Here is a 14825-nt window from a genome sequence, read left to right as displayed (position 1 = left end):
TAAATTAATTAATGATGCGCTTCTTCAGTTGCCATCCCAAAATACAGGGCAGACAATACTGTAAATATATAGGCTTGAATTGCAGTTACCACAATTTCAATAATCCCGATAAATAACGAGAATGCTACTGAAACTGGTGCTACAGCCCAAGTCTTAAATATAAATATCAAAGACATTAATGCTAAAATGATAATGTGTCCTGCTGTAATGTTAGCAAACAAACGAATCATAAGCGAAATTGGCTTTGTAAATATTCCTATTAATTCTATTGGCATTAAGAATATTTTCATTGGCACAGGTACACCTGGCATCCAGAAAATATGCTTCCAATAGTTTTTGTTTCCACTAAATGTTGTGATGATAAATGTGAATAGTGCCAATACCATTGTAAAAGCAATATTACCACTAAGGTTAGCTCCGTTTAAAATTGGGATCAAACCGAAAATATTGTTAATCCAGATAAAGAAAAATACCGTTAACAAATAAGGCATGTACCTTTTGTATTTATGCTCACCAATCATTGGTTTTGCGATTTCATCGCGCACAAACACCACCAAAGGCTCAACAAAGCTTCCGATACCAGAAGGCACATTGTTCTTGCTCTTTTTGTAACTTTTTGCTGCAGCAAAGAAAATCAGTATTAAAACAATAACCGAAACCCACATCATAAAGACGTTTCTTGTGATAGATATGTCTATTGGTCGCTCAGCATTGGTAGGATGTCCTTCTTCGTCTAACTTTACTTCTGTTTCACCTTCATTAAGTTGATATACCTTTTCATGAACATTAACGAACTTGCCTCCGTTTTTTTCAACCACCTCATGTCCGTGATAGTCATGATGAAATTCTGAAGACATAAATGTAGTTAAACCATTATCTGTCCAAAGAATAACAGGTAATGGAATGGTAATGTGCTTTTCGTCTTCTTTACCTTCGTTAAACGTAATAATGTGCATGCCATAGGCATCTTTAACGTGATGCATTATCATTGACTTAGCGTCAAACTTTTCATCATCTCCTTGCTCTTTAGCATCCTTGGCAAAACCAAAACTAAATACGGATAAAAACAGAACTGTAAATACTGTACGCTTTAAGGTGCTTAACGTCATTCTTTGTGGCTTTAAAATACCTTGTTTTAAATTCGCTGCAAATGTACGTACATTATATGAATTGACAAACAATAATTTCGCTATAATTTTTCAGGTCTTTTAATCGGTAAAATCAGTTGATTTAAAGGCGTGTTAAAAACCTAAAAATTACTGTTTTTGAAGAAATTTTGTCAAGGCAAAAACTTCAAAGAATAAAAACAAGAAATACGGAATGAAAAAATTAAAAACATCTGGTTGTTTGTTTTCAAACTCCGAAAGTATCAAAGGCAATAGGAAGACAATAGCCAATGCCATCTTTACAAAAGTCATAATCATAAAGACATTAAAAATGTCTGTTTTACCTGAGGAATATCTATAATTGATAATAGTATATAGGACAAGTGTAATAACGAAATGAAAAACATAAATCTGCCAAACAGGAAAAAAGAATATTCTCTCAGAGGCAAAGTGATGTAGCAAATAGCTGTGAATTCCAAATAAAACCGCACTAATCCCTATAAGTTGTAATACAAATGATATCTGTCTTTTCTTAAAAGCTTCCATTTTAATCTTCTTTTGAAGCTGCAATAATACGTCTAATTACAAAAACAATTGAAAGAACCACGGATAATAAAGACAATATTATAGTATAAAGGTTATGCTCATTAGGATAGTACTCGTCTAGTTTTACACCAGCATAAGTGCCTACACCAATAATGGCAAACATTTGCAAAGCGATACTAGAAAAACGTGCGTAGGTATTAAGCTTGTCTTTCTGGTCTTTGTGAGGCTTGTGTGGCTTTGACTTGTTGCTGCTCTGGTTGTTTTGGTTTAACTGGCTCATTAGGTAATGCTTTTACTGTACCCTTCATACTACATGTTGCGTTAAATGTAGCGCCTGGCTCAACAGCTAATTTACTCGTATGGACTTCACCCTCTATGTGCGCTGTGGTTTTTAAAGACAATGTACCAGACAGTATAAGCTTACCAGAAAATTTACCTTCAAAATCAGCATTTTCACCCTGTAAGGTACCTTTAATGAATCCTGATTTACCTATTACCACTTTACCCGAAGTTTTTACATTCCCTTCTACGGTGCCATCTATTCTAAAAGGCCCTTCACTTGCTATATCTCCAACAATTTTAGTGCCCTTTGCTATAATATTCTGTTGCGTACTTGTTTCCATAGTCGTTGTTTGTTTAGGTTTCTTGTTGTCTGAGGAAAACATGATGATTTGGTTTTAATTTACTCTAATTTTAGATATGTGTTCAAATTCTTATGGCGTTGGATGATAGCATAATTTGGCGAGGATATTGCAATATATTCTTTTGTTATTTTTGGTTTTACCGGTCGTCCTCGACTATCTCTTTCGTCTGATTGCAATAATTGGGCAAAACCACTAGCTCCTTGAATACTAGTTAGGCCGTGTACAACTACAAAGGTAGTGTTTTCATCATAGACGTCTATTGAAGTGGTTAAGTCAAAGTACTTTATCTTTTTTTCAATTTCTTCATTTAAGGTTTTTACAAAGGCTTCTATATCTTCACCAGACCCTTTGTCAAATTGATAAATCACATTAAAGTTCTTCGCTACGTCGTCCGATACAAAATCTTTTTTAGCCAATGCAGGAATAGCATTATTCAATATTTCTTGAGCCTTTTTGCCTTCTTCAGAATTTGGATAGGTCAGTGCAATGTGATTAATACCTTCTTTATATGCCTCAAACCCATAAAGACGGCCTTTGGCAGAGGCTTTTAAAATCTCGAACTTTGGCAAAAAGTCGTCGCCTTCTAAACGTTTTATTTGAATATCTGCTTCAGTGATTACTTCTTGGTATTCTTGGTTTTCAAACTTTTTATAAAGATTGGTGTAAATCACTTCTGGGCTGTTTTCATCCTTAGCCAATTCTGACTGAGGGTTCAACAGGATTTCTGCATAACGCGAATCTGGGTAATTAGCAACAATGTCTCCCTTCATCGCTTCAGCCTTTCTATTAAGACCTAATTCAACATAAATCTTATAAAGGTTATATTTTGAAGGAAGAATTAATCGATCCTCAGGATTGTTATTTAATAAATCTTCGAAACGAGATTTGGACAATTCAAACTCTCTGAATTTTTCTTTGTAGATAATTCCCAATTGATAATAGGCGAAGTTTCTTTCTTTAGCTATGCTATCGATTTCAGCTTTATCAGTAGGTAGCGAAGCTATGTATGTTTCAGGATTGTAAAGCTCTTCGCTTCCTTTGCTTTGCGATATGCTTTCTTGTTTGTCAGCAGCTTTAATACCAGCACGTTGATCTGAAAGCCTCCAATTATCCTGAAGCTTTCGCTCTCCCCAAAGTCTTAAGAATTCATTTTTACCGTAAGCAACAGTTGTTGGATTATAGAAATAAAAACTACTGCCACCACCATCTTTAGTGTTAAATTCTCCAGGTAAACCTCTCGGACTTATACTTGCTTTTCGGTTATTGTCCTTTATGTTATTTGTTGCCGCGTTTTTTCTTACCTCCTGCTTTTTTAATTCTTCTTCTTTGAGTTTTTCTTCCTTTAGCGCTTTAGCTTTTAGTTCTTCGGTATGTTTAACATAAATGGCCAACTGCTCTTCCTTGGGAAGATTGATTATGTGTAAAATACTATCATTGGCTCGAGCTATGTCTTCGTAATAAATGACGTCATCTAGATTTTCGCGCTTTCTCTTAATAATTCTAAAAGGCTTAGAATTTTGCACCATAGCGGTCATAGTGCTGTCATAATAGGCGCCAGCTGTTTTATAGGCGTTTCTGTCAAAATACATATTGCCGAGTGTCTCATAGTTGAGCGCTCTTAAGTATTTGTCTGATGACGTTTTTCTTAAGGATTTATTATAATATGCTTCTGCTAAACTATCTGATGCTCTATTGCGGTGAAACTCTGCAATACGATAATAAATTTTATCTAGGAAAGGCCTGTTTTCACGATTTTCTTCAAGTTCTGTCAGATATTCCTGAAAGGCCACCTCATCACCATCCACAGCATCAAAATTATAGGATTTTTCTAAGTGAGCGTTAATATAAAACGATCTAGGAATTTGTCTGTGCATCTCTATAATGGCGTCAAACTCCATATTGGCACTATCTCTTTCTTCCATCTCATTGTATAGCTGACCTCTAATAAAATGAAAACGTGCTTTTTCACTCTTTACTTTAGTGTTTTCAGCAGCAACACCAAGCAATGATATAGCACTATCTTTAGCTTTAATGTTAATATAGGCCTGAGCCAAAGTCGCTGTGGCATCTGCAAGATCTTGCCCTTCTATCTCTTCTTCTTTGAGTAAACGTTCAAGTTTATTTATAGCACCTATATTATTGTCTAAACGCATATTGGCTTTTTCTCGCCATATCTTTACCTGATTGATTTTATCGCTCGTAGGATATTTATTCAAGATGTTGTTAAATGCTGCCAATGCAGGTACAAAACGCTGGTCGTAATACCGTGCCTTACCCAATAACAGATAAGCTTCGTCTATTTGTGGGTTTTTTTCCTTTCCCTGTATATTCATTCCGTGCTTTTGAATAGCTTTAATAGCTTTTTCTTCAGCACGTTCAAAATCTGCGTTCTTTGTTTGACCAGGCAGAAAAATATCTTCACTCACCTTCATCCGCTCCACAGGAAGCAACTCCCAAAAGTTTTCGGTAAACTCATCATTAACCGCAAGTTTGCCACGCTCTAAGGCTATATTTCCATTGTAGAGAATGTTGTATTTGGTGCCTAAGGCATGAAAATTTCTGTTAATAAAAGTGTCCTTTTTGCGCGAACAACTTTGTGAAATTAGCGCAATACAGAATAGAGATAATATGAGTTTGTAATAGGTCTTCAACGTCGGTTCTATTTGATTAATAGATAACTAAACTATTGGGTTTTTAGTGTGCTAAGTGGTAAAAATAAGCATCTTTTTGAATTTTTGACGCTATTAAACTGTTTTTCGAGGAATTACAAGGTTTTTCTCAATAAAAAAGCTTGTGATTAAATCGTTTGTATAATCACAAGCTTAAAAAATGATTGGTTGATTTTTTTTACTCCTCTTCCTGAGAAACCATACTGCCCGCAAAATGTGCTTCGAGCTCTTTTAACGTTGCAGGATTGGTCTCTAAATCCTTAATGATATCTCCTTTTTCTAACACCACAATACGCTCGCAAACATCCGTAACGTGCATTAAATCGTGACTGGATACAAGTACGGTTACTCCTTTCTTTTTGGCTAGATCTTTAATGATTTGTTTTAGTCGGATTTGTGTAGTTGGGTCTAGGTTAGCAAAGGGCTCGTCTAAGATAATCACTTCAGGATCACCAATAAGTGCAGCAACAATACCTACTTTCTTTTGGTTTCCTTTACTTAAATCTCTCAGGTATTTTTTTTGTTTAAGAATTTCTCCATGAAAAAAATCTTCAAATTGAGCTAACAATGCGTCGACATCTGCTTTGTTCTGTCCTCTAAGTTCACCTATGAAGTAAAAATATTCTTCTGGTGTTAGGTAACCAATCAAAAATGTTTCGTCAATAAAGGCTGAAGTAAACGGTTTCCAGTCTTCACTTTCATTAACCAAAACATTATTGTTTTTTATATGTCCTGTCGTTGGCTGAATTAAATCTAACAACAAACTGAAATATGTAGTTTTACCAGCACCATTGTTGCCTACAAGTCCAAAACTCTGTCCTTTCGGAATGTTTAAACTATCAATTTTTAAAACCGTATTGCCGTTATATGTTTTTGATAAGTTGGATGTTATAATCATAATTTTAATTGTTTTGTTTGTAAGCGACTAGAGTTTTATACTTTTCAGACTTATAAATCTTCTCTATAATACCGAATACCTTATTTTTAAATAATAATCCTGCTAAGCCTGTAACTGCTACTAATGCAAAGCCCAAGACTTCACTGTAGCCAAAATGACCTATAGCATATATAACCATCGGCAATAAGAGTTTTGGAATGGTTAATAGTAATGTTTTTACGTTAAACGATTTTTTGTCTCCAAACGCTTTTTTTGCAGAGGTTAAGTCTATTGGTGTTTTTATATATGCTCCTCCCCAAAGCACCATGTGCGAATTCACACCAATATTATAAATAGCACCTACAACAACAGCTGCATAGGCTTGCCAACCAAAATAAAGATAAAAGGAAGCAATTATGGTTGTGAAAATAGTGGCAATAACCATAAGATACCATTTAGATTCTAGGTACTCCTTATAACGAATATTCTGACTCATTAAAAGTGGGTAATAAGCACTGTCCCAGCTTGGTACGAATTGACCAAAACTAAACAAGAAGCCACCTGAAACAAAAATACCAGCAAAAATTTTCCAGAATGGACCATCATAGACCTCTATACTTCCTGTAAATAATAATCCATAGAAAATAAAAAGAAAACTCATAAAAATGGTCATCTTAGAACGCTTGTTGCGCTTTATGAGTTTTATGTCATTTTTTAAGAATGTTGACACACTACCAAAACGGTCTAACCATATCATATTATCCGTTTCTGCAATATCTACTTTCTTAGCTAAACCTGCATCTAGATAAAAGTTGTCTCTAAAATATTTAAATGCCATTTTATAGAGCACAAAAGCCACAATAATTGGAATTATAGCCAAATAAGGTTGATTATAAAATGCTGAAAAAATTGGTGCTGTGAACTGCGTTACATCGAAAATATCAAAATATAACAAAGCGACCAGAGCAACAATGATACCAATTACAGTGAAAAAAATACCGTCCTTACTGTTTACAAAAATATTTATAAAGTTATTACAGTATACAAGAGCGAGCATTGCAATGTGCCAGCCTACAACATTTAATAAAGAATGACCCTCTATAAGCAATACAATGGAAAATGGAATAAAAAAGAAAGCATGCCAAATATTAAAAAACGAAACCATCGTTTTGTTAATCCCAAAACTTACAACTTGGTTCTTTTTTAGTGGTAAATAGAGTAAGGGCTTAATGTTTACTATAGGCATTTTTTGGAGGAAATACTTTAACACCAAGTCGAAAATAAAATAGAAGATCAAAAATTTATTAATGATTTTTAATGGTTCTGGATCAACCATTTCTTCGATAATATAATAAGCTCCTATACCTAAACCCAAAGCATATAATATCATAAAAAATGCTCCGATAATCATTAAGATTTTAAGAGCCAGATTAACTTTAAACGATGCAGATCGTGTAAAGGCTTTCCATTCGAGATTAATGAAATGTTTTATCATGCTGTTGGTTAGTTTTTTCTATTAGTAAGCTTAATCGTTAATTTGTTACAAACAAATTTAGCATTCCGTCTTGCTTCCTTATTTTTGCATAAATTTATTGCAATGGCACAATTTCATAGTCTTACTATAAAATCAATTGAAAACGTAACGGATAAGTCAGTAGCTATTACTTTTGATATTCCCGCAAACCTTAAAGATAATTTCAGCTTTATAGCTGGACAATATATAACCTTAAAAACAACTATTGATAGTGAGGAAGTTCGGAGAGATTACTCAATTTGCTCGTCCCAAAACAGTGGAGAAGTTACCGTAGCCGTAAAAGCTGTGGAAGGAGGAACCTTTTCCATTTACGCCAACGAAAAACTGAAAGCTGGTGATATTATAGACGTGGCAGAACCCAACGGCCGCTTTATATTAGAGGCCAATGAAGCCAAAACCAGAACTATTGCGGCTTTTGCTGCTGGTAGCGGTATTACACCTGTTTTGAGCATTGCTAAAACACTTTTAGAAGAAGAGCCTTTTAGCAACTTTATATTGGTTTATGGGAATAAGACTTTAGCAGACGCTATGTTCATTAAAGATTTGCTCGAGCTAAAAAAAACCTACGGAAATCGTTTCCATGCCCATTTTATTTACAGTCAAGCACGTGAGGAAAATGCATTATTCGGTCGCATAGAAAAAAGCACGGTAAACCTTATTGTTAAGAATAAATACAAAGGAGTCTCTATTGAGAAATTCTACCTCTGTGGCCCTGAAGAAATGATTCACACGGTCAAAGACGTACTATTAGAAAACGGTATTAAGGAGAAAGATATTTTATTCGAATTGTTTACAGCTCCAGTTGAAAGTGAAAACGATTCTGATGTTGAAGTTCCTAACGGAAACTCAAAAATAAAAGTGTTGGTTGATGATGAAGAATTTGAATTTGAAATGTCTCAAGAGGATTCTATTCTCGAAGCGACCTTAAAACAAGATATTGATGCTCCATACTCTTGCCAAGGTGGAATTTGCAGCAGTTGTATTGCCAGATTAACGGAAGGGCAAGCAAAAATGCGTCAGAATAATATTCTTACAGATAGTGAAGTTGCAGAAGGATTGGTGTTGACCTGCCAAGCGCATCCTACTTCGGCTAAGGTTGTGGTGGATTATGATGATGTGTAAAGCCCATCCCTAACCCTTCCCAGAAGTAAGGGGATTGATGACGTATTAGGTATCAGACCTTTCAGGTTTTAGAAACCTGACAAGTCTTTTTAATTTTCGAAACAACCTCATCAACTGAAATACTTCCCGCAGCATTCTCGTAACCTTCGGGATATTTATTACCGTAAACTGAGGTAGGTATTAAAGGATATTGCTCTCTATTTGCCACTAAAGCATAATCCTCTGGTTGATTGAAAGGTGCAAAACCAGCAAATGGGTGTGTCACTCCCCAAATCGTAATCACTTTTTTACCTAACATTGCCGCCAAGTGTCCGTTACCTGAATCCATGGACAACATCACATCTAAATTAGAAATCAAATCCAGTTCTTCTTCTAAACTCAGCTTCCCTGCTACTGACTTTACATGGTCATATTTCGTTTCGAGATCGTTTAAAATTTTCACCTCCTTATTTCCTCCACCAAATAAAATGACATTATACTCCTTTGAAAGTTGTGCAATGACCTTTTCCATTTTTTCTAATGGATACATCTTGCTTTGGTGAGCAGCGAAAGGTGCAATGCCAATAATTTTTTGTTCAAAATTTGAAATAAAGGATTTTAGTTTTGAAGTTAATTCAGGTTTTTCAGGAAACTGAGGACTGGATAAATCTATTTGATAACCGAGTTTTTCAAACACGTCAGAATAGCGTTTATGTGTGGTTTTTAATTGTTGAAATATTCTGCCCGAAGTCAAAACTTTCTTCTCTGCCCTACATTTATCAATTTGCACAACTTTTTTTCCTGTAAAAAAGAGTTTTAAAATTTTACTTCGTAATACATTGTGCAGATCCGCAACAGCATCAAATTTGAGCGCTTTTAATTCTTTAGAAAGTTTATAAAGCCCAAGAACGCCTTTGTGTTTTCCCTTTAAATCTGCAGCATAAACCTCAACATTTTTTAAATTCGAAAAGAAAGGCTTAAAGAAAGCTCTAGTAACCACTGTCATTTTTAAGTCAGGATGTTCTACGGTTAAAGCTCTTAAAACAGGAACTGTCATAGCCACGTCTCCCATGGCAGAAAACCTAATGACGAGTATGTGTTTAGGGTGTGGCATAAAAACTTCTAGCGCTCTGAGGTCTTCGACTGCGCTCAGACTGACAACGTCCTACTTTTGCCCTCTTAAGACAGGGTTAAGCTCATCATCATTGTACATCTTCATTTGCTTATACACTTTCATGTATTTGTCTCCGTTCGAAATATCATTCAGCAAATCATCAATTGCTGTGCTTAAATCCTTTCGTTGCTCTAACAAAACATTGAGCTTATTTAGGCAAGCTGCTTTATGAGCATCAGATGCATCTTCTCTCACTGTTTCTAGGTGCATGTGATAGATTTTTAACGCCAAAATCGATAAGCGATCTATAGCCCAAGCCGGACTTTCAGAGTTTATCTTAGCGTTAGGCTTTACGTCCACATCTTTGTATTTGTCCAAGAAATAACTATCAATAAACTCAACCGTATCCGTTCTGTCTTGGTTAGACGCATCAATCTTTCGCTTTAATTTTAATGCAGCAACTGGATCGATGTTTGGATCTCTAATGATGTCCTCATAAGCCCACTGAACAGTGTCAATCCAGCATTTTCTGTACAGCAAATGTGCGATGAGATCTTCATTTTTATTGTATTTATTTGTGAACGGCTGATCAACAGTATTAAGAATTTTGTAGGTTTTTATAGCGTCTTGAAATATGGAGTTTGCTTTTTCCGAAAACATGTCTTATAAATTTGAATATGCAAATATAGTTTGAATTATTAACTTAGCGATTGAATTAAAAGCGAATCTATGCACATTCACGACCTCTCAAAAACATCTTCCATACTAAACACATTTATTTCAGAAATAAGAGATAAGGCCATTCAAAACGACAGCATGCGGTTTAGAAGAAACATTGAGAGAATAGGAGAGGTTTTGGGATATGAATTAAGTAAGTCCCTAAACTATGAAGCACACACGACAGAAACTCCGTTAGGTACATCTAACACTGTTTTACATCAAAGTGATATTGTTCTGTGCTCTATTTTAAGAGCAGGAGTACCACTTCACAACGGATTGTTAAACTATTTTGATGCTGCTGAAAATGCTTTTATTTCGGCCTATAGACAACATAAGCATAATCCTGAGAGTTTTGAAATTGTGGTGGAGTATTTAGCATGCCCTAGTTTGGAAAACAAAACACTTATTCTAGCCGACCCAATGTTGGCAACCGGCCAGTCCATGGTCGCGACATTTGAAGCATTAAAACCATTTGGTAACCCAAAAGAAGTTCACTTAGTGAGTGTTATTGGTGCTCAAAAAGGTGTTGATTATGTTGCTAATGCTTTTGATGCTGAATCCCATCTCTGGATTGCAGCGGTAGACGACACTTTAAATGACAAAGGTTATATTGTTCCTGGTCTCGGTGATGCTGGCGATTTAGCCTACGGCAATAAATTACAGGAATAAGGCAAGTATTGGCGTTATAATTAACAAGACTACAAAAACCTCTTTAAACCATCGTTCTGAGATCACCTCAATATAATTGGCCATAATTATAGAGAAAGGTGCAAACAAAAATATAAACTCGCTACCATTTTTTACAGGAGCTATAATTGCTACCAATATAGCGATTATTGAAGACCACGCTATGAGAAAATAAGACGGCCTCAATTTCTTGTTCTTATCCGGAAGGATTCTAAAGAAATAGATAAGTATCCATACAAAAGTTGCGAATAGTACTGTAAACTTCAGTACGCTCCCTTTACTGTTATACGGTGTGTAATCTAAACTCGCAAATCGTTGAAAGTTTGTTGGTCTTATAAAATTATCGTGAACAATAATATTGTAGACCAATAGTAAAACAATAACTGTTGCCACACCAACAAAAGGAATAATGGTGTTTTTAACGTCGTTTTGCGAATGATAAATCAATGCAACTATGACTAATGCAAAAAACAGAATTGCCCAAAAATAAAAAAGAGTAGCCAACATTAGCCAAAAACCAGCATCGAATAATTTTTTCTTAATGTGAAGGTTGGTGTGCAAGCTTATAATGCGTCTTAAAGCAAAAAGGACGAATAAATTAGCAAATAGAATATCGGAATAACGAAGTGCTTCTGGGAACATTGCGAACAGCAAACCAAATGTCATTAAAGCATAACTGTTTTTTTTTGTGAGGTTGTTTTTTGAAATTATAAAATCGATGAGAAACACCAAAAACAAAGCAACTATCAATTTAACTAGTGCCTTTAAGGTGCTGTCTAAATCACCAAATAAGGTGTTGATATTTGTAATTACAAAAAGTAGCGCAACAAAAACTGTAACTATTATATAGTTTATAGGTTTAGATTTACTAAAAATGCTTGTAATCATTAACTCTTTTTGTATTTTTGCTCTGTAAATTTATAAAGTTATGAAGGATTTCTTTTACGCAATACAAGATTTATTTGTTGATGTACTATTTGCGCCGTTTGATGCTTTAAGAGCGTTAGAGCTAGAAAGCTGGTTCACTGCTAATTTTATGTCTTGGCTTTTCACTATCGTTGGCATGGTTGCTTTTATCTATTGGATGCTTCAATTGAAAAAATACAACGACAATAACGAAGAAGATAAGAGCGTAACAGCTCACTCATATTTGTAGGTCTTTAAAGGTCGAAACCTATATCCTTACGATAATACATCTTATCAAAATGTAGATTTTCTATACTTTGGTAAGATTTTTTTATGGCTTCTTGGTAAGTGTTGCCATATGATGTAATCGCCATAACACGTCCTCCTGAAGTTACTACCTTATCCTTTTGATATTTTGCTCCGGCATGAAACACCAGAGAATCTTCAATTTTATCTATTCCAGAAATTTCTTTCCCTTTTTCATAAGCTTCTGGATAACCGCCTGAGACCAACATAACCGTTGTCGCTGCTCGTTCATCAATTTCTATAGTTACATCTGACAACGTTTGATTGGCCATAGCTTGGAAAATTTCAACCAAATCCGTTTTTAATCGTGGTAAAACTACTTCGGTTTCAGGATCACCCATTCTAACATTGTACTCAATTACTTTTGGGTCGTCACCAACTTTAATCAATCCTATAAAAATAAAGCCCACATAAGGCAAGTTGTCTTTTCTTAAACCTTCAACCGTAGGCCTAACAATTTGATTTTCAATTTTACTTAAGAATTGATCTGTTGCAAAAGGTACTGGCGAAACGGCTCCCATTCCTCCAGTATTCAATCCTGTATCACCTTCTCCGATGCGCTTGTAATCTTTTGCTGTGGGTAGGATTTTATAGTCTTTCCCATCGGTAAGCACAAAACAACTCAATTCTATACCATCCAAAAATTCTTCAATAACCACCTTGGTACTAGCATCTCCAAATTTGGCATCAACAAGCATGTTTTTTAATTCAGCTTTAGCCTCAGATAAATCATTAATAATTAAAACACCCTTACCAGCCGCCAAACCATCCGCTTTTAAAACGTAAGGTGGGTTTAGGGTTTCCAAAAACTTGTACCCTTCTACAACATTGTCTTTTGTAAAGCTTTGATAGGCTGCCGTTGGGATATTATGACGCATCATAAACTCTTTGGCAAATTCTTTACTGCCCTCAAGCTCTGCAGATGCTTTTTGAGGACCTATAACTGCAACATGCTTTAAATCCTCGTCTTGTAAAAAGAAATCATGAATGCCTTGCACCAAAGGATCTTCTGGTCCAACGACCACCAACTCAATCTCATTTTCGATAACTGCTTTTTTAATCGCTTCAAAATCAGTTACGGAAATATTTAAATTAGTAGCAATAATTGCAGTACCAGAGTTTCCTGGAGCTACAAAAAGTTTGTTACAATGTTCGCTTTGAGCAATTTTCCATGCAAACGTATGTTCTCTACCACCAGAGCCAAGTACTAAAATATTCATGCCTAAATTTTCTTTGGGCAAAAATAATTGGTTTTAAGATGAAAAAACAATTAATTTACGGAAACCTTTTTGGCTTTAAACATCTTGCGACTATTTGATTTTTCACTTAAAATTAATGGCTTTGACATCAACAAGGCGAGGTTGGCTTTGTCTAAAGTTCAGGCTAAAAATGATTCGGACTTTAAAGCTTATGTTGAAAAGCAGAAAAAGGACATCATTTCATTCCACTTGAAGAACAATTCGTTTTATAGATCTTTTGCAAGTCAAGTAGATGTCAATGATTGGAGCTCTGTTCCTGTTATGACCAAACGTCACCTACAGCAGCCACTAGACAAGCGCTTGAGTAATGGTTATGAGTTAAAGAATATTTACGTAAATAAAACTTCGGGCAGTTCAGGTGACCCTTTTATTTTTGCTAAAGATAAATGGTGCCATGCTATGACCTGGGCAGCAATTACTGATAGATTTTCTTGGTACGGTATTGATTTTAATACCTCAAAACAAGCGCGCTTCTACGGCATACCATTAGACAAGAAGGGATATTATAAAGAGCGCTTAAAAGATTGGTTTAGTAACCGATATCGGTTTTCGGTTTTTGACCTGAGTGATAATGCTTTTGAAAAGGCTCTTGTAAAATTTAAGACTTCAAAATTTGATTTTATCAATGGTTATACGAGTCCAATTGTCCAATTTGCTAAATTCCTAAAGCGTAAAGACAATATATTAAAAGATTTGTGCCCAAGTTTAAAGGTTTGTATTGTAACGTCTGAAATGTTATTTGATGATGATAAGGCACTTATGGAAAAACAATTTGGTGTGCCGATTGTTAATGAATATGGTGCTTCTGAACTGGATTTAATAGCTTTTCAGAATACACAAAACGAATGGCAAGTAAATAGTGAAACTTTATTTTTGGAAATTCTAGATGATAATGATAATGTGCTTCCCTATGGAGAAGAAGGTAGAATAGTCATCACTTCTTTATATAACAAAGCACATCCCTTTATTCGCTATGATATTGGTGATATTGGCATTTTAAGTGACAAAAGCACATTGAGAAAACCCATTTTGAAAAAGCTTGTAGGCAGAACCAATGATATTGCTGTTTTGCCTAGCGGAAAACAAGCGGCTGGTCTAACATTTTATTATATTACCAAAAGCGTCATTGAAGATGATGGCAATGTCTCTGAGTTTATTATTGAGCAATCAGCAATAGACACTTTTAAGATTAAATATGTGAGTCGTGAAGTGTTGTCTTCAGATAAAATAAAGATCATCACCAAAGCTATGGAACAGTATTTAGAACCAGGAATTTCTATTACTTTTGAACGCGTTGATAAATTAGACCGTTCTAAATCCGGAAAGTTAAAGCAGTTCACATCTTACGTTGACTAG

The 14825-nt window shown here is 35.1% G+C and carries 15 protein-coding genes; 5 read left to right on the top strand and 10 right to left on the bottom strand.

Annotated elements, in window-relative coordinates; translation table 11 throughout:
- Positions 1-8: 8 nt before the first annotated feature.
- Positions 9-1109: a F0F1 ATP synthase subunit A gene (atpB, locus tag SIB89_RS09720; protein WP_155089245.1), complete on the bottom strand. Its 1101-nt coding sequence runs from the start codon at positions 1107-1109 to the stop codon at positions 9-11.
- Positions 1110-1320: 211 nt separating this feature from the next.
- Between atpB and SIB89_RS09715 the strand changes: the two genes are divergently transcribed.
- The gene (locus SIB89_RS09715) at positions 1321-1467 is read left to right on the top strand and encodes a hypothetical protein (protein ID WP_412559633.1); all 147 of its coding nucleotides are present in this window, start codon (positions 1321-1323) and stop codon (positions 1465-1467) included.
- Positions 1468-1653: 186 nt separating this feature from the next.
- On the opposite strand, the gene SIB89_RS09710 is transcribed toward SIB89_RS09715, so the two are convergent.
- From SIB89_RS09710 to SIB89_RS09690, 5 genes are all read right to left on the bottom strand, one after another.
- Complete coding sequence (locus tag SIB89_RS09710) at positions 1654-1932, bottom strand: AtpZ/AtpI family protein (protein WP_412559632.1); 279 nt, start codon at positions 1930-1932, stop codon at positions 1654-1656.
- A complete protein-coding gene (locus SIB89_RS09705) occupies positions 1850-2275 on the bottom strand; it encodes a bactofilin family protein (protein WP_412559631.1) in 426 nt (141 codons plus the stop codon). Before SIB89_RS09705 ends, SIB89_RS09710 begins: the two co-directional genes overlap by 83 nt.
- A 59-nt stretch (positions 2276-2334) precedes the next feature.
- Positions 2335-4947, bottom strand: a complete 2613-nt coding sequence (locus tag SIB89_RS09700; RefSeq protein ID WP_412559630.1) for a tetratricopeptide repeat protein — start codon at positions 4945-4947, stop codon at positions 2335-2337.
- A gap of 196 nt (positions 4948-5143) precedes the next feature.
- Complete coding sequence (locus SIB89_RS09695; RefSeq protein WP_412559629.1) at positions 5144-5863, bottom strand: ABC transporter ATP-binding protein; 720 nt, start codon at positions 5861-5863, stop codon at positions 5144-5146.
- A gap of 4 nt (positions 5864-5867) precedes the next feature.
- Positions 5868-7337 (bottom strand): DUF5687 family protein, encoded by a 1470-nt coding sequence (locus SIB89_RS09690; protein WP_412559628.1) that lies wholly within the window; start codon positions 7335-7337, stop codon positions 5868-5870.
- 102 nt (positions 7338-7439) lie between these two features.
- Between SIB89_RS09690 and SIB89_RS09685 the strand changes: the two genes are divergently transcribed.
- Positions 7440-8498, top strand: coding sequence for a 2Fe-2S iron-sulfur cluster-binding protein (locus SIB89_RS09685; protein WP_412559627.1), 1059 nt, complete (start codon positions 7440-7442; stop codon positions 8496-8498).
- 61 nt (positions 8499-8559) lie between these two features.
- Here the strand turns inward: SIB89_RS09685 and SIB89_RS09680 are convergent, their stop codons facing one another.
- Complete coding sequence (locus SIB89_RS09680; protein WP_412559626.1) at positions 8560-9591, bottom strand: glycosyltransferase family 9 protein; 1032 nt, start codon at positions 9589-9591, stop codon at positions 8560-8562.
- 51 nt (positions 9592-9642) lie between these two features.
- Positions 9643-10251 (bottom strand): DUF4254 domain-containing protein, encoded by a 609-nt coding sequence (locus SIB89_RS09675; RefSeq protein WP_412559625.1) that lies wholly within the window; start codon positions 10249-10251, stop codon positions 9643-9645.
- 69 nt (positions 10252-10320) lie between these two features.
- On the opposite strand from SIB89_RS09675, the gene upp reads away from it, so the two are divergent.
- Entirely contained in the window at positions 10321-10980 is a 660-nt protein-coding gene (upp, locus tag SIB89_RS09670; protein ID WP_412559624.1) for a uracil phosphoribosyltransferase, read from the top strand.
- Here the strand turns inward: upp and SIB89_RS09665 are convergent.
- A complete protein-coding gene (locus tag SIB89_RS09665) occupies positions 10969-11886 on the bottom strand; it encodes a DUF6427 family protein (protein WP_155089235.1) in 918 nt (305 codons plus the stop codon). The two genes, upp and SIB89_RS09665, sit on opposite strands and share 12 nt — an antisense overlap.
- A 40-nt stretch (positions 11887-11926) precedes the next feature.
- Between SIB89_RS09665 and SIB89_RS09660 the strand changes: the two genes are divergently transcribed.
- A complete protein-coding gene (locus tag SIB89_RS09660; protein WP_155089234.1) occupies positions 11927-12154 on the top strand; it encodes a DUF6341 family protein in 228 nt (75 codons plus the stop codon).
- Positions 12155-12158: 4 nt separating this feature from the next.
- Here the strand turns inward: SIB89_RS09660 and purD are convergent, their stop codons facing one another.
- On the bottom strand, positions 12159-13430 hold the full coding sequence (gene purD / locus SIB89_RS09655; protein ID WP_412559623.1) for a phosphoribosylamine--glycine ligase: 1272 nt from the start codon (positions 13428-13430) through the stop codon (positions 12159-12161).
- Positions 13431-13514: 84 nt separating this feature from the next.
- Between purD and SIB89_RS09650 the strand changes: the two genes are divergently transcribed.
- Positions 13515-14825, top strand: a complete 1311-nt coding sequence (locus SIB89_RS09650; protein WP_412561899.1) for a phenylacetate--CoA ligase family protein — start codon at positions 13515-13517, stop codon at positions 14823-14825.

Origin of the sequence: Winogradskyella sp. MIT101101 (assembly GCF_047126865.1) — a bacterium.
Classification (GTDB): domain Bacteria; phylum Bacteroidota; class Bacteroidia; order Flavobacteriales; family Flavobacteriaceae; genus Winogradskyella; species Winogradskyella ouciana.
The sequence above is the reverse complement of the archived record's forward strand: the minus strand, read 5'-3'. Positions and strand labels throughout refer to the sequence as shown.

Excerpts from the sequence above, each read along its gene's own strand:
- SIB89_RS09705 (WP_412559631.1), bottom strand. The coding sequence starts at position 2,275 with ATGGAAACAAGTACGCAACAGAATATTATAGCAAAGGGCACTAAAATT.
- SIB89_RS09690 (WP_412559628.1), bottom strand. The coding sequence starts at position 7,337 with ATGATAAAACATTTCATTAATCTCGAATGGAAAGCCTTTACACGATCT.
- SIB89_RS09685 (WP_412559627.1), top strand. The coding sequence starts at position 7,440 with ATGGCACAATTTCATAGTCTTACTATAAAATCAATTGAAAACGTAACG.
- SIB89_RS09715 (WP_412559633.1), top strand. The coding sequence starts at position 1,321 with ATGAAAAAATTAAAAACATCTGGTTGTTTGTTTTCAAACTCCGAAAGT.
- SIB89_RS09710 (WP_412559632.1), bottom strand. The coding sequence starts at position 1,932 with ATGAGCCAGTTAAACCAAAACAACCAGAGCAGCAACAAGTCAAAGCCA.
- SIB89_RS09675 (WP_412559625.1), bottom strand. The coding sequence starts at position 10,251 with ATGTTTTCGGAAAAAGCAAACTCCATATTTCAAGACGCTATAAAAACC.
- atpB (WP_155089245.1), bottom strand. The coding sequence starts at position 1,109 with ATGACGTTAAGCACCTTAAAGCGTACAGTATTTACAGTTCTGTTTTTA.
- purD (WP_412559623.1), bottom strand. The coding sequence starts at position 13,430 with ATGAATATTTTAGTACTTGGCTCTGGTGGTAGAGAACATACGTTTGCA.
- SIB89_RS09665 (WP_155089235.1), bottom strand. The coding sequence starts at position 11,886 with ATGATTACAAGCATTTTTAGTAAATCTAAACCTATAAACTATATAATA.
- SIB89_RS09680 (WP_412559626.1), bottom strand. The coding sequence starts at position 9,591 with ATGCCACACCCTAAACACATACTCGTCATTAGGTTTTCTGCCATGGGA.
- SIB89_RS09660 (WP_155089234.1), top strand. The coding sequence starts at position 11,927 with ATGAAGGATTTCTTTTACGCAATACAAGATTTATTTGTTGATGTACTA.
- upp (WP_412559624.1), top strand. The coding sequence starts at position 10,321 with ATGCACATTCACGACCTCTCAAAAACATCTTCCATACTAAACACATTT.
- SIB89_RS09695 (WP_412559629.1), bottom strand. The coding sequence starts at position 5,863 with ATGATTATAACATCCAACTTATCAAAAACATATAACGGCAATACGGTT.